Annotated in this window: 15 protein-coding genes; 1 reads left to right on the top strand and 14 read right to left on the bottom strand. The window is 70.0% G+C overall.

What is annotated here, in order from left to right; translation table 11 throughout:
• Positions 1-30: 30 nt before the first annotated feature.
• From ABLE88_RS16105 to ABLE88_RS16065, 9 genes are all read right to left on the bottom strand, one after another.
• Positions 31-2,796, bottom strand: coding sequence for a cation-transporting P-type ATPase (locus ABLE88_RS16105; protein WP_348832711.1), 2,766 nt, complete (start codon positions 2,794-2,796; stop codon positions 31-33).
• 197 nt (positions 2,797-2,993) lie between these two features.
• Entirely contained in the window at positions 2,994-3,845 is an 852-nt protein-coding gene (locus ABLE88_RS16100) for an ABC transporter substrate-binding protein (RefSeq protein ID WP_348832710.1), read from the bottom strand.
• Between the two features lie 28 nt (positions 3,846-3,873).
• Positions 3,874-4,362: a MaoC family dehydratase gene (locus ABLE88_RS16095; protein WP_348832709.1), complete on the bottom strand. Its 489-nt coding sequence runs from the start codon at positions 4,360-4,362 to the stop codon at positions 3,874-3,876.
• The gene (locus ABLE88_RS16090) at positions 4,359-5,501 is read right to left on the bottom strand and encodes an acyl-CoA dehydrogenase family protein (protein WP_348832708.1); all 1,143 of its coding nucleotides are present in this window, start codon (positions 5,499-5,501) and stop codon (positions 4,359-4,361) included. The genes ABLE88_RS16095 and ABLE88_RS16090 overlap by 4 nt, the downstream gene beginning before the upstream one ends.
• Positions 5,502-5,526: 25 nt before the next feature.
• Entirely contained in the window at positions 5,527-5,916 is a 390-nt protein-coding gene (locus ABLE88_RS16085; protein WP_348832707.1) for a tautomerase family protein, read from the bottom strand.
• Positions 5,917-5,947: 31 nt separating this feature from the next.
• Positions 5,948-6,658, bottom strand: coding sequence for an amino acid ABC transporter ATP-binding protein (locus ABLE88_RS16080; RefSeq protein WP_348832961.1), 711 nt, complete (start codon positions 6,656-6,658; stop codon positions 5,948-5,950).
• Positions 6,659-6,737: 79 nt separating this feature from the next.
• Positions 6,738-7,418, bottom strand: coding sequence for an amino acid ABC transporter permease (locus tag ABLE88_RS16075; protein WP_348832706.1), 681 nt, complete (start codon positions 7,416-7,418; stop codon positions 6,738-6,740).
• Between the two features lie 12 nt (positions 7,419-7,430).
• Positions 7,431-8,267, bottom strand: a complete 837-nt coding sequence (locus tag ABLE88_RS16070) for a transporter substrate-binding domain-containing protein (RefSeq protein ID WP_348832705.1) — start codon at positions 8,265-8,267, stop codon at positions 7,431-7,433.
• 316 nt (positions 8,268-8,583) lie between these two features.
• The gene (locus tag ABLE88_RS16065) at positions 8,584-9,507 is read right to left on the bottom strand and encodes a FadR/GntR family transcriptional regulator (protein WP_348832704.1); all 924 of its coding nucleotides are present in this window, start codon (positions 9,505-9,507) and stop codon (positions 8,584-8,586) included.
• Positions 9,508-9,599: 92 nt separating this feature from the next.
• Here ABLE88_RS16065 and ABLE88_RS16060 point away from each other — a divergent pair, with 92 nt between their 5' ends.
• Positions 9,600-10,121, top strand: a complete 522-nt coding sequence (locus ABLE88_RS16060) for an ureidoglycolate lyase (RefSeq protein WP_348832703.1) — start codon at positions 9,600-9,602, stop codon at positions 10,119-10,121.
• Positions 10,122-10,160: 39 nt separating this feature from the next.
• On the opposite strand, the gene ABLE88_RS16055 is transcribed toward ABLE88_RS16060, so the two are convergent.
• Genes ABLE88_RS16055 through ABLE88_RS16035 form a run of 5 tightly spaced genes read right to left on the bottom strand, consistent with a single transcriptional unit; the run spans position 10,161 to position 13,735 of the window.
• The gene (locus tag ABLE88_RS16055; protein ID WP_348832702.1) at positions 10,161-11,045 is read right to left on the bottom strand and encodes a LysR family transcriptional regulator; all 885 of its coding nucleotides are present in this window, start codon (positions 11,043-11,045) and stop codon (positions 10,161-10,163) included.
• A 53-nt stretch (positions 11,046-11,098) separates the two neighbouring features.
• Positions 11,099-11,398 carry a hypothetical protein gene (locus ABLE88_RS16050; protein ID WP_348832701.1) on the bottom strand — a complete coding sequence of 100 codons (300 nt, stop codon included), beginning with the start codon at positions 11,396-11,398 and terminating at the stop codon, positions 11,099-11,101.
• Entirely contained in the window at positions 11,395-12,345 is a 951-nt protein-coding gene (locus ABLE88_RS16045; RefSeq protein WP_348832700.1) for a dihydrodipicolinate synthase family protein, read from the bottom strand. The genes ABLE88_RS16050 and ABLE88_RS16045 overlap by 4 nt, the downstream gene beginning before the upstream one ends.
• Complete coding sequence (locus ABLE88_RS16040) at positions 12,342-13,277, bottom strand: dihydrodipicolinate synthase family protein (RefSeq protein ID WP_348832699.1); 936 nt, start codon at positions 13,275-13,277, stop codon at positions 12,342-12,344. Before ABLE88_RS16040 ends, ABLE88_RS16045 begins: the two co-directional genes overlap by 4 nt.
• A gap of 8 nt (positions 13,278-13,285) precedes the next feature.
• Positions 13,286-13,735, bottom strand: coding sequence for a MaoC/PaaZ C-terminal domain-containing protein (locus ABLE88_RS16035; protein ID WP_348832698.1), 450 nt, complete (start codon positions 13,733-13,735; stop codon positions 13,286-13,288).
• Between the last annotated feature and the right edge of the window lie 2 nt (positions 13,736-13,737).

Below are 13,737 nucleotides of genomic sequence, written 5' to 3'. Positions count from 1 at the left end.
GCACGCGCAGATGCGCATCGACCGCCCGGTTCAGCCGCCTCTCCCGGCCCAGCGGGCGAACAGGCTCTTCTCCGCCTCCACGACGGCCAGCAGCGCGATGCCCGTGGCGACGACGGCGATGGCATCGCCCGGCGACACCGCGCGGCTGCCGAACACCGCCTGCATGGCCGGCAGATAGGTGAAGGCGGCCTGCGCCACGGCCACGGTGGCGACGCCGGCGAGCACGGCGCGGGTGCCGAGCACCCCCTGCCAGGTCAACGCGGTGCCGTGCACGTAGCGGACGCTGAACAGGTAGAAGATCTCCATCACCACCAGCGTGTTCACCGCCATGGTGCGCGCGGTCTCGATGCCGAGGCCGCGCGCGGTGGCCCAGCCATAGATGCCGAAGGTGCCGGCGACCATCAGGGCCGATACGAACAGCATGCGCCACAGCAGGCGGCCCGAGAGCAGCGGCTGGCCGGCCGGGCGCGCCGGGCGCCGCATGACGCCCGGCTCGGTCGGCTCGAAGGCGAGGGTGAGGCCGAGCGCGACGGCGGTGACCATGTTGATCCACAGGATCTGGACCGGCGTGATGGGCAGCGTCAGCCCGAACAGGATGGCGAGGACGATGGTGGCCGCCTCGCCGCCATTGGTGGGCAAGGTCCAGGCGATCACCTTGGTGAGATTATCGTAGACCGTGCGCCCTTCGCGCACGGCGGCGACGATGGTGGCGAAATTGTCGTCCGCGAGCACCATCTCGCTCGCCTCCTTGGCGGCCTCGGTCCCCTTGCGGCCCATGGCCACGCCCACGTCGGCGCGCTTCAGAGCCGGCGCGTCGTTTACCCCGTCGCCGGTCATGGCGATGATCGAGCCATCCTTCTGCAGCGCCTCCACGAGGCGCAGCTTGTGCTCGGGGCTGGTGCGGGCGAACACGCTCGCCTCCCGGGCGCGCCGCTGGAGGTCGGCATCCGACAAAGCGTCGAGGTCCTGGCCGGTGACCGTCTCGGGATCGGCGGAGAGGCCGAGCTGGACCGCGATGGCGCGCGCCGTGGCGGCATGGTCGCCGGTGATCATCTTCACCGCGATGCCGGCGGCCTGGCATTCGGCGATCGCCGCCATCGCCTCCGGGCGCGGCGGATCCATCAGTCCGACCAGGCCGATGAGCGTGAGATGGCGGCCGAGCGCGGCCGGGGAGACCTCCCGCGAGGCGGCGTCGAGCGGGCGCCGGGCCAAAGCGATGACGCGCTGCCCGCCGGCGGCGAGCGCATCGATCCGGCGATGCCAGGCGGCGGCATCGAGCGGGCGGTCACCGCCGCCCGTCGCCTCCCGGGTGCAGAGGGAGAGGATGCGCTCGGGCGCGCCCTTCACATAGGCCACGGGCGGATCCCCGTCGCGGGCATGGAGCGTCGCCATGTAGCGATGGCGCGAATCGAATGGGATCTCGTCCAGCCGGGGAAAGCCGGCGCGGGCGGCGGCGACGTCGTGCCCGGCCTTGGCGGCGAGCGCGACCAGGGCCCCCTCCATGGGATCGCCCTCCACCGTCCAGACCGCGCCGCGCCGGTTGAGATGCGCGTCGTTGCATAAAAGCGCGGCGAGCGAGAGTTCCTCCAGCAGCGGATCGGCCGCCGGATCGACCGCCGCCCCGCTTGCGGTGCGAAACCCGCCCTCGGGGGCGTAGCCCGCGCCCTCGACCGTCATCTGGCGGTCGGCGGTCACCACCGCGCCCACCATCATCTCGTTGCGGGTGAGCGTGCCGGTCTTGTCGGAGCAGATCACCGAGACCGATCCCAGAGTCTCGACCGCCGGCAGGCGCCGGATCAGGGCGTTGCGGCGCGCCATGCGCCGGACACCGACGGCGAGCGTGATCGTCATCACCGCCGGCAGACCCTCGGGGATGGCCGCGACGGCAAGGCCGATCACCGCCATGAAGGCCTCGTCCAGCCCGAAGGACCGGGCCAGGGTGGCGTAGGCGAAGACCAGCGCGGAAACGGCGAGCACCGCCACCGTGATCTGGCGCGCCAGCCGGTCCATCTGCCGCACCAGGGGCGTGGTGAGCTGCCTCACCCCGCCGATCAGGCTGCTGATCCGCCCGAGCTCCGTGGCCGGGCCGGTGGCGACGACGACGCCAACGCCCTGTCCGGCGGTCACGAAGGTGCCCGAGAACGCCATTGAGAGGCGGTCGCCGAGGGCGGCGGCAGCGGCGACGGCGCGCACCGCCTTGTCCACCGGCAGGGATTCGCCGGTCAGCACGGCCTCGTCCACGCGCAGGCTGCGGGCCTTGACCAGCCGGAGGTCCGCCGCCACCCGGTCGCCGGCCTCCAGCAGAACGATGTCGCCGGGCACCACGGCGTCGGCGGCGATGGTGACGCGGCGGCCATTGCGCAGGACCGCGGCCTGCGGATCGATCATCGCCTGGATGGCGTCCAGCGCCGCCTCGGCGCGGCCCTCCTGCACGAAGCCGATGACCGCGTTGAGCAGCACGACGGCGAGGATCACGAGCGCGTCGGTGGCGTGGCCGCTCGCCCCGGACAGCGCCCCGGCGGCGATGAGGACATAGATCAGCAGGTTGTGGAACTGCATCAGGAAGCGCGCCAGCGCGCCGCGGCGGCGCCCCTGCGGCAGGCGGTTGGGGCCATGGGCCGCAAGCCGGCGCGCCGCCTCCGCCTCGCTAAGGCCGTCGGGGCCGGTGCGAAGCGCGTGGAGCGCTGCATCGGGCGCGAGAGCATGCCAGGCGGGGGCGGGGGCCGACCGGTCGGGCGGCGCGTTGTGCCCCGTCGACGACCCGGCGGCTTTGCGTGCTGCGCTCGGCTGGTGCATGGCCTCCGGCTCCGGTGCGGCGGTCGTCGGCGCGGCCGCCACCGCCCCTGCCCTGCCGCGCGCTCCCGCCGTCCTACATACCGTGGCGGCAAGCCCGGAGGCTACCTCTGCGACGGACGCGCGCAGCCTCACGCGCCCCAGGGCGTTGCCGCCGCACCGCGCATGCCCGCGGCAGGATGCGGCGGCGGCCTCAGGCCTTACTGCGCCGGGCCGGTGCCGCGGATGGCGAAGGCGCGATCCTTCAGGCGCGTCATCTTGAACTTGTCGAACAGCTTGTCGTAGGTGCCGTCGGCGCTGAGCTCGGCGAGCGCCTTGGCCACCGCCTCGGCGAGCGGGCGGTCGATGAAGTCGAGGGTGATGTCGGTGCCGTTGAGGCCCTGCACCCAAATCTTGACCAGCCCCTTCTCCTCGAACACGCGCGCCGTCTCGTCGATGTTGATGCCCGCCTCGATCTGCCCGGCCTTGAGGGCGGCGGTGGTCTCGGAGGCGGTCTTGAAGGAGCGGAAGTCGATGGGCTTGAGGCCCTGCGCCACCATCCTCTCGTTCAGCACCTTGGCCTGCCGCTCCTGGTAGGTGGCGGTCTCGATGCCCACGGAGTGGCCGGAAAGATCCTCGAACTTCGCGATCTTCAGGGGGCTGTCCGGCAGCGTGTAGATGCTGATGGCCTGCTGCGCGTAGGGGATCATGAACAGGAGCTTCGAACGCTCCTCGGTCCAGAACAGGCCGGTATTGATGGCGTCGAAGCGCCTCGCCTTCAGCGCCGGGATCATGGGCGGCATGTCCATGCGCACGAATTCCGGCTCGAGGCAGAGCTTGGCGGCGATGGCCTTGCCGAGTTCGGCATTGAGACCCTGCAGCTCGCCCTTCTCGTCGAGGAATTGCTGCGGCGGCAGGGTCGGGTTGATCGACATCTGCAGCTTGCCCGGCGCCACCAGGTGATCGGCCGACACCTTGGGCGCGCAGCCTTGGGCCGGGGCGCTTTGGGCCAGGGCGCCCGGGGCGGCGCCGAGCGCGCCCAGCAAGAGGGAGAGAGCGAGCAGCCTGCGCATGAAATGGTCTCCTGTTTCCGGTTCAGCTTTAGATTGCGGACAGGCGCATGATCACGAGCGCCGCATGGCGCGCGCCGACCAGCACGCGGCCGTTGCGATGGATGAGTTGCACCTCTTCGGTCACCACCCCGCGGCCGCCCTTGGCCGAGGGCCGCTTGGCGGCGAAGGCGAACTCCACGTGCACCGTGTCGCCCGCCACCACCGGGGCGAGGAACTTCACCGCGTCCCAGCCGAGGGAGGCGACCGAGGTGTGCTCGTAGAGGCCGCTCGCGGTCTTCAGCCCCTCCATGAGGGACAGGCAGAAGAGGCCGTGCGCGAGGATGTCGGCAAAGCCCTGGCTGCGGGCATAGGCGGCGTCCGTATGAAGCGGGTGGTGGTCGCCGGTGAGGTCGCAGAAGGCGCGGATGTCGCCGGCGGAAATGGTGCGCGCGGGGGTGCGGTAGCGCGCGCCGATCTCGACGTCCTCGAAATGGACGTCGCGCGGGATTTCGGTGCGGATCGGGGCGCCGTCCATCATGCCAGCTCCTGTTCCACCTGCCGGGCGATGATGAGGCGCTGGATCTCGTTGGTGCCCTCATAGATCTGGGTCAGGCGCACGTCGCGATAGAGCCGCTCGATGCGGTAGTCGCGCGAATAGCCGTTGCCGCCGTGGATCTGCAGCGACCTCGTCACCGCCCGCTGGGCCATGTCGGTGGTGAAGAGCTTTGCCTGCGCCGCCTGCTTCACATAAGGCAGCCCGGCGTCGTGGAGCCGGCAGGCGTGGTGGATGAGCAGGCGCGCGGCGTCCACCTCGGTGGAGGTGTCGGCGATCATGAACTGCACCGCCTGGAACGAGAGGATCGGCGCGCCGAACTGCTTGCGCGTGCGCGCATAGGCGACGCCGTCCTCCAGCGCCGCTTGGGCGACGCCGAGCGCCAGAGACGACATCAGCAGGCGGGAGAAGTTGAAATTCTCCATGGCGAGCTTGAAGGCGCCGTCGCGCGGGCCGATCAGCCCCGCGTCCGGCACGAAGACGTCCTCGAAGACGATCTGGCAATCCTCGAGGCCGTGCATGCCGAGCAGCTCCTCGGCCTTGCCGCGGGTGACACCGGCCTCGTGGGCATCCACGAGGAAGCAGCTCATGGCCCTATGGCCCGGCCCCTCGCCGGTGCGGGCGAACACGATGATGCGGTCGCACACGCCGCCCAGCGTCACCCAGGCCTTGGTGCCGGTGAGGCGGAACCCGCCCTCCACCTTCCGCGCCCGGGTGCGGATGCCGGCGGCGTCGGAGCCGAAATCCGGCTCGGTCATGGCGGTGGCGAAGACGAGGCGGCCGGCGAGGATGTCGGGGATCAGCGCCCGCTGGCCGGCGCTGCCGTGGTGCGCCAGGAACAGCGCCGCCTCCACGGGGATCGCAAACGCATTGCCGACGGCGGCGGAATTGCGCGCGAGCTCCGCCATCACGAGGCTCAGGGAGAGCGTATCGAGGCCCGCCCCGCCGAGATCCTCGGCGAGGCTCAGGCCATAGAAGCCGAGCTCGGCCATGGCCGCGTAGATGGCGCGCGGAAACGTGTCGTCGCGGTCGAGCGCCCGGGCCATGGGCGCCACCTGCGCGTCGGAGAAGCGGCGCGCCGCATCCCTTACGGCCCGCTGGTCGTCGGTGAGGAAAGCCGGCATGGCGGTGTTTCGTCTTTTCAAAGTTTCACAGCACGGGTGCCGGGCCATCGCAGACCAGGTGTCCGTCGTGGACCACCTCGTCGAAAGCGCGCTCGAGGAAGTAGATGGAAACGTGCTTCAGGGGCGTCCCGAAGCAGGTGCTCGCGGCCTGCGAGATCGGCAGGGCCACCGCCCGGCGGGGACCGGCCGGGCGCTGGTAGGCGTGGATCTTGATGAACACGCGCGGCCCGTCCCCGGCTTCGCCCAACGCGCCGCGATACCCGTAATTCTCCGGCGCCACCGGCAGGAAGAAGACCGTGACGGCGGTGGGCGGCACGTTGAACGCGCCGGTGATCGCGTCGGTCATCGCGCGCACCAGGGCCTGCTTCGCGGCCGCTGCGGCGTCGGCCGACGAGAGGATTTCGACATAGGGCATGGGCCGTCCTTGCGCCGGGATGTTGGCGCCGTCAGTGGATGATCTGGCTGAGAAACAGCTTCGCGCGCTCCGACCTCGGATTGCGGAAGAATTCTTCGGGCTGCTCGACCTCGACGATCTGTCCGTCGTTCATGAAGATCACGCGGTCCGATACCTCGCGCGCAAACCCCATCTCGTGGGTGACGCACAGCATGGTCATGCCCTCCAGCGCGAGACGCTTCATGGTCTCGAGCACCTCCTTCACCATTTCGGGGTCGAGGGCGGAGGTGGGCTCGTCGAACAGCATGATCTTGGGGTTCATGCTCAGCGCCCGGGCGATGGCGACGCGCTGCTGCTGCCCGCCGGACAGCTGGCTCGGGAATTTCTGCGCCTGGTCCTCCACATGCACCTTCTCGAGCTGCGCCATGGCCACCGCCTCGGCCTCCTTGCGCGGCATCTTCAGGGCGCTCATGGGCGCCAGCATACAATTCTCCAGGATCGACATGTGGGGAAACAGATTGAAGCTCTGGAACACCATGCCGGTGTCGCGGCGCACCCGGTCCACATTGCCCCTCTTCAGCTCGACGCCATTGACGAAGATGAGGCCCTGGTCGTGCTTCTCGATGTGGTTGACGCACCGGATGAGCGTCGACTTGCCGGAGCCCGAGGGGCCGCAGATCACCACCGTCTCGCCCTTGCGCACGGTGAGATCGATCTCGCGCAGCGCCGTGAAGTCGCCGAAGCTCTTATAGACGGCCTCCATGCGCACCGCCCGTTCATCGGCGGGGATATTGAACGTGTCGACATATCTGCTCACGGCCGGATCCTCTCTCGTCGGCGCATCACCGGCTCTTCTTCTGGACGAAACGGCCGAAATGCTTTTCCAGCGGCCGCTGCACGAGATCCCACAATGTGGTGAGCGCGAGATAGTAGACGGCCGCCGCCGCATAGACCTCGAGCGTCAGAAACTGCTCCTGCATCAGCATCTCGCTGCGCCGCATGAGTTCCTCGACCGAAATCACCGAGGCGAGCGAGGTCGCCTTCAGCAGGCCGTTGATGGAATTGCCGAGCGGCGGGATCATCAGCCGGAAGGCCTGCGGCAGGATCACCCGCCAGAAGACGGTGCCGCCGTTCAGGCTGAGGGCCCAGGCCGCCTCGCGCTGGCCGGCGGGCACCGAGAGGAAGCCGGAGCGGATGATCTCCGCCATGTAGGCCGCCTCGTGCAGAACGAGGCCCAGGAGCGCGGATTCCACCGCGCCGAGCTTGATGCCGAGCTGCGGCAGGCCGGTATAGATCACCACCAGCTGCACCAAGAGCGGGGTGCCGCGGAACAGCCAGATGTAGAAGCCGGCGATCCATTGCAGGGGACGCGCCTCGGCCATCTTCATCAGCGCGATGCCCATGCCGAGGATGAGGCCGCCGACCACGCCGGCGCCCGTCAGGGCGATGGTGACGCCGACGCCGCCGATGAGGAACCAGTTGCCGAGATATCCCAGAAACGCGTCGACGTTGAAAACGTGCATGGCGGGCGCGCTTTACTGCGGGCCGGGGCCGACGATGGCCACCATCTGCCCGTCCGGCAGGCCCCTGAGCCCGAACTTGTCGAACAGCGCCTTGTAGGTGCCGTCCTGCTGCATGGAATTGAAGGCTCTCACCACGGCGTCCGCCACGGCCTTGTTGCGGAAGGCCATGGACATGCGGTTTTCGCCAAGGCCGGTGACGGCCTCGCGCGCGCGGCCTTTCTCGACCAGGACGCGCGCGACGCTGTCGATCAGCAGCGCGCTGTCCACCTGCCCGGCGAGAAGCGCGCCGGTGACGTCGGTCGCGGTGTTGAAGGAGCGGATGGTGATGGGCTTGGCGCCCTTCGCCACCTGGGCGGCATTGTATTCGTTCATCCACTTCTGCTGGAAGCTGTTGTTCTCGACGCCGACCGCGGTGCCGGCGAGATCGGCCGCGGACTTGATTGCGGCCTCGCCTTTGGGCGCCACGACGATCGACATGCCCTGGGTGCCGTACGGCACCATGAACAGGATCCTGGAGCGTTCCTCGTTCCAGAACATGCCGGTGTTCATGCCGTCGAGGCGCCCGGACTTCACCGCCGGGATCATGCCCGGGAAGTCCATGCGCACCAGGATGACGGGCGTGCAGATCCGCTTCGCGATCTCGGCCGCCAGCTCCACGTTGAGCCCCTTCAGGGTGCCGTCGGAATCCACATATTGCTGCGGCGGATTGGTGGGGTTGATGGAGAGCTGCACGCTGCCCGCCGTCACCAGATCCTCAGGCTTGATCTCAGCGATGCAGGCGGCCCGGGCCTGAAGCGCGGTCGCGGACAGGACGGCGAAAGCGAAGAGGGTGCTCAATGTCTTGGTCATTGCGCGTGGTCCGTTCGTCCAGGGAAGGCGGGTGGTGCGGGTCGATGCCCGGCGGTCAGGGATCCAGAAACGTCCAGGTCAACAGTTCTGACTGGTCAGACCACAGTCTGTCTCGAAGCCCATATCACAGGCAAGACCTATTTTTTGGCGCCGGATGCACTAAATTCCATCAATCCCCGCCGGGAGCCCGGCGATGGGCGGGAAGGCAATGCAGCTCGCGCGCGCATCGGCGCCGCGCCTGCTTTTGCCCGAAGCGCGGCCGGAAGGCGCGTCCTCCGAGCGTCCCGCGACGGCGGCGGCCCGATGGCGCAGGGCGCTAAAGGAAGATGCGCGCCCGCTCCGCGGCACCGCGAATGTGCTGCTCCATGGCGCGGCGCGCGCCGTCGGCATTGGCGGCGCGGAACGCCTCCACGAGGCGCCGGTGTTCCTTCGCGGTCTCGGCGAGGCGGTTGCGCTCGAGCATGGGCACCTTCTGGCTTTCCACGACGAAGCGCCGGACCTCCGCATAAATGTCCCGGAACAGCCGGTTTCCGCAGCGCGCGAAGATCAGATCGTGAAACCGCACGTCGTTCTCGGCGACCTTGACCACGTCCCGGTTGGCCGCGGCCGTCTCGATTTCGCGGCTCATTTCCTCAAGCATATCAAGATCCTCCGGCCCCATGTTCGGGACCGCGAGGAAGGCCGCGGCGCCCTCTATGGCGCGCCGGATCTCGAACACCTCCCGCAGGGAATAATGGGCGCCGAAGCGCCAGCTTTCCGCCGGCGCCACCTCGCTGCGCTCCTCGGCCACGAACACGCCGCGCCCGGCCTGGATGCTGATCAGCCCGAGGGTCTCGAGCACCGACAGCGCCTCGCGCAAAGAGGGGCGGGAGACGCCGAGGGCAAGGGCCAGCTCCCGCTGCGAGGGCAGCTGGTCGCCCGGCTTGAGATTGCGCTCCCGGATCATCTCGTGGATCGCCTCGGCGGTCTTCATGGGGACCGGCTGACGCGTCCGCTCGAAGCTCTTCATCATCCCGTTCGTCCTCCCGTCCCGCCGGTCTGCGCCCGCGGCGGATGCCGAAGACTTGACCCATAACGAAAATCCGCACAAGCCCATCTGGTCAGACCGGTAAGATATGTTATTTTCGGATTCCGGCTTGGGATCCAGGTCAAAACGCGAAAAGGCAGACAGTGCTTCCCGACGACGATGCTCGCGGACCCTCTCTCGACGCACCAGGCACGACGCAGGCGCAATCCCCACCCCCCTCCTCCGTCCCCGGGACAGCGGCGACGTCCGTGCGGCCCCGCACGTCTTCGCGCGCCGGCGCGGGCGGACCGGACCGTCTCGTTCCCGTGCGCCTGTCGCAGGACGCCTTCGCACCCTATGGTTCGGTGCTGCGCCGCGGCGACCCCGTCCGGGTGAATGACGGCTTCGCCACCCGCAGCGATGCGCTCGCCGACCTAGCCTGCAGCGATCCCAGCGCCCGGCTGTGCCTGTCGCTGTTCGACGTCGGCGTGCGCCCGGCGTTCATCGTCATTTCCGAGCTTGAACGCCATCCCTATTCGGCCCAGGTCTTCCTGCCCGTCTCCCCATGCCGGGCGCTCGTGGTCGTGGCCGGCACGACGGCCGAGGGCGACGTCGATCTCGACACCATGGCAGCGTTCATCGCGGCGCCGGGCGACGGCATCCTCTATGCACCGGGGGTCTGGCACCTCGGCCTCACGAGCCTGGACAGGGCCGGCCAGTTCCAGATGGCGACCTGGTCGGGCGATCTGCCGGACACGCAGATCCGCCGGCTCGATCGCCCCTTCACGATCGATGGGAGCGCGTCGTCGGTTTTGGCCCCGGAGCCGGATGAAAGCGCGGCGCGCTGACGACGCGCCCGGCCGCCGCACCGTTCGGCCAGGCAAGATTCAGCCCGCGGCGAGAACCGCCGAAAGATCCTCGAGGAAGGCGCGCACCAGGCGCGACTGGGGCCGGTCCTTGGCGGTGACCGCCGAGAGCGTCACCTGGATCGCCGGCTCGAACGGCCGCACCACGAAGGGCACCGCCGCCGGCGAGCGCGCGGTGAGCGAATCGACGATGGCGACGCCGATCCCCTCCGCCGCCAGCGCCGCGCAGATGTTGAAGAAGCGCACCTCGATATTGGGCTGGAAGGTCTCGCCGCGCCGGCGGAAGGCATCCTCGATCATGGCCTTGAGGCGGCTCGTGGTGTGGAGGCCGATCAGGCGCTCGTGCGCGAGGTCCTCCGGCGTCACCACGGCGCGCTGCGCCACCGCGCTGTCCGGCGGGCAGATGCACATCATGTCGAGCTTTATCAGCGGCGTCAGCGTCAGGTCCGGCCGCCCGTAGGGCTCGATGGCGATGCCCACGTCGAAGGTGCCGAGCTCCACCGCCTCCACCACCTCGCCCAGCAGCCGGGTGTCGAGCGTCACGTCCACGTCCGGATCGCGGCGCAGGAAGCGTTTCAGCACATGCGGCATCAGCGTCGCGGACAACTCCGCCGTGGCGACGATGCGGATGCGCCCGCGCTTGCGCGAGCGCAGGTCCCGGGCGGTCCTGAGCACCGCCTCGTGCACGGCAAACAGCGGCTCGGCCTCGGCGAGCAGGATCTTCGCCTCTTCCGTGGGAAGCAGGCGGTTGCTCTGGCGGTCGAACATGACGAAGCCGAGCTGGGATTCCGCGTGCTTCACCGCATTGCTGACCGCCGGCTGGGACATGCCCAGCTCGCGCGCCGCGTCCACCGTCGTTCCGCAGCGCATGACGGCGCGCAGGATCTCGAGCTGACGCAGATTCATCGACGGACCTTGGCTTCCCCGCCACGCTTGCGGGGGCAACAGACCCCTGTCCGTCACATCGTGTCAACCGGCTTCAGCCGCAGGCGCGTGAAATTACGCACGTGCGGCGTGAATTCCGCGAAGCCCTTCACGCGGTGGAACTCGGGCGTGTCATAGGCCTCGGGGCCGGAGATCTCGTAGACGGCGGCGTATTTCGGCCCGTCGTCCACGGCCACGAAGCGCCGCGCCGAGAGCCAGCCCGGGCAGGCGAGGAGCGCCGGCAGGTGCACCTCATCGTACCAGCGGTTGAACGCCGCCTCGAATTGCGGGTCCACGTCCACGCGGACGATGTGCAGATGGCGTTCGGCGCTCATGGCGTGGCGTCCTTGGCAGGAGGGAGGCCGGCGGCCTCCAAAGCTTCGGCGAGCGCCGCCATTTCCGCCGCCGAGAGCGGGCCGACCGGCGGCCGGCAGGCGGGCGCCGCGAGAGCGCCGAGCAGATGCAGGCAGGCCTTCAGCCGCGCCGCCACGAGGCCCGGCGGGGGCGCGCGGTAGATGGCTTCCGCCAGCGGCGTGAGCCGGCGGTGGCAGGCGAGCGCGGCGCCAAAATCCTGCGCCGTGACGGCCCGGTCGAGCGCCACCACCAGCTCGGGCGCGACCGCCGCGAGGCTCACGAGGCTGCCGGCGCTGCCGAGCATGAAGGTGGAGAGCAGGTGCTCGTCGCCGGAGGCCATCACCAGCACGTCGGGACGGCAGCGTCCGGCGATGCGGCAGGTGACCTCGTGGGCCGAGGTCTCCCAGCTGCCTTCCTTGATGGCGACGACGGCGGGGAGCGCCAGCAGCGCCTCTAGCGTCCCGGCGTCATAAGCAAGGCGACCCGCCCAGACCGAGCCCTGGAACAGGAACAGCGGCAGGCCGGTGGCGCCGGCGATGGTCTGGTGGTGCCGCACGATGGTCCTGCGGTCCGCGCCGAGCGCCCAGGAGAAGGGCGCGAACACCATCACGGCGTCCGCCCCCTCGGCCTCGGCGTCCTGCGCCAAGGCGGCGGCGGCCTGGCTCGCCTCCGCATTGATGCCGGCGACGATGCGCGCGCCCGGCGCCGCTCGGCGGGCCGCGCGCAGCACGCCGCGCGCCTCCTCGCGGGTCAGCAGCGCGTTCTCGCCCGCATGACCGTTGACCAGCAGGCCGGCCATGCCCGGCACCCCGGCCACCGCGGCGGCGTGGGCGGCCAGGGCGGCCTCGTCCACCGAGCCGTCCGCCCGCATGGGGCAGACGATGGAGGCATAGATGCCGCGGAAGCTCTCCGGCGCGCGGCGGGTCATCGCGCGGCGGCCTTGAGGCCGCTCTCCGCCACGATGCGGGCGATGTCGGCGCAGATCTCCGGCAGCACCGGCAGCAGCGGCGGGCGCGGCGTGGCGTCCTTGATGATGCCCAGTTCCTTGAGGCCGACCTTGATGCGGGTGTGCATGTCGATGACGGGCTTTGCCGCATAGATGGCGCGCACCACCGGATAGAGCCGGTCGGCGGCGCGGCGCATGGCGGAAAGGTCCTGCGCCTCGCTGGCGCGCCAGAGGTCCGCCAGCCAGAGCGGGGTGAGGCTCGCAAGGCCGGAGAGCAGGCCGTCGCCGCCCACCGCCAGCTGGGCCAAGAACCAGTTGTAGTTGGAGGGCAGGATCGCCACGTGCGGCGCCACCGCCTTGATGGCGCGCAGGTTCTCCTCATAGGCGCGCATGTCGTCGCTGCCTTCCTTCACCGCGATCACGCCCGGCACCTGCGCCAGCGCCACCAGGGTCTCGGTGGAGAAGCCGAAGCCGGAGGCGAGCGGATACTGAAACAGGGAGACAGGCACGCCGACCGCCTGCGCGACCGCGCGGGCATAGGCCACCGGCGCGCGCGGCGTGGCGGCGGCGCCGCCGCCGAGGGGGGCGGGCGGGAACAGCACCACGCAGTCCGCGCCCGCGGCCTCCGCCCGGCGCGCCTCGGCCATCGCCTCGGCGGTGCCGTGGGCGATGATGCCGGCGAGCAGCGGCTTGGCGCCGATCTGCCGCCGGGTGCGCACGATCACCTCGGCGCGCTCCGCGTGCGTCAGCGAGCCGCCCTCGCCCGCATGGCCGTTCACGAACACGGCGGCGATGGCGTCGGGCACGGCGCAGTAATCGAGCACGCGGGCATAGCCGTCCCAGTCGATGGCGCCGTCGGCGTGGAACGGCAGGACGGTGGCGACGGTGACGCCGCGCAGATCAAGGCTGGACATGGAATTCCTCAGGCGGGATTGGCGGGCGCAGCCGCCTTGGGGCGGGGATATTTCAGCGTCGCGCGGGCCTTCAGCACCTCGAGCCCGGCTTCGTTGCGGGCCGAGGCTTCCCACACCAGCGTGCGGGTCTCCGGCTCGCGCGCGGCGATCCACACGTCGATGGTGATGGTGTCGCCGTAGAACACCGGCCCGGTGAACCAGAAGCGGTCCTCGATGGAGACCCCCAGCACCCCGGCGAGCTCGGCGGTGAGCACGGAGGTGCACAGCCCGGCCACCATGATGCCGGGCGCGAGGCGGCGGCCGAAGCGGGTTCCCGCCGCATAGCCGTCGTCGATGTGCACCGGCCCGAAATCGCCGGTGGCGGCGATGTAGAGGGCGCCGTCGGCCTCGGTCACGGTCTTGGAGACGCTGACCCGGTCGCCCACGGCGAGGCTGTCGAAGGGCTTGACGTCGTACATGG

This window comes from Xanthobacter luteus (assembly GCF_040049235.1).
In the GTDB taxonomy this organism is placed as follows: Bacteria; Pseudomonadota; Alphaproteobacteria; order Rhizobiales; family Xanthobacteraceae; genus Xanthobacter.
The sequence above is the reverse complement of the archived record's forward strand: the minus strand, read 5'-3'. Positions and strand labels throughout refer to the sequence as shown.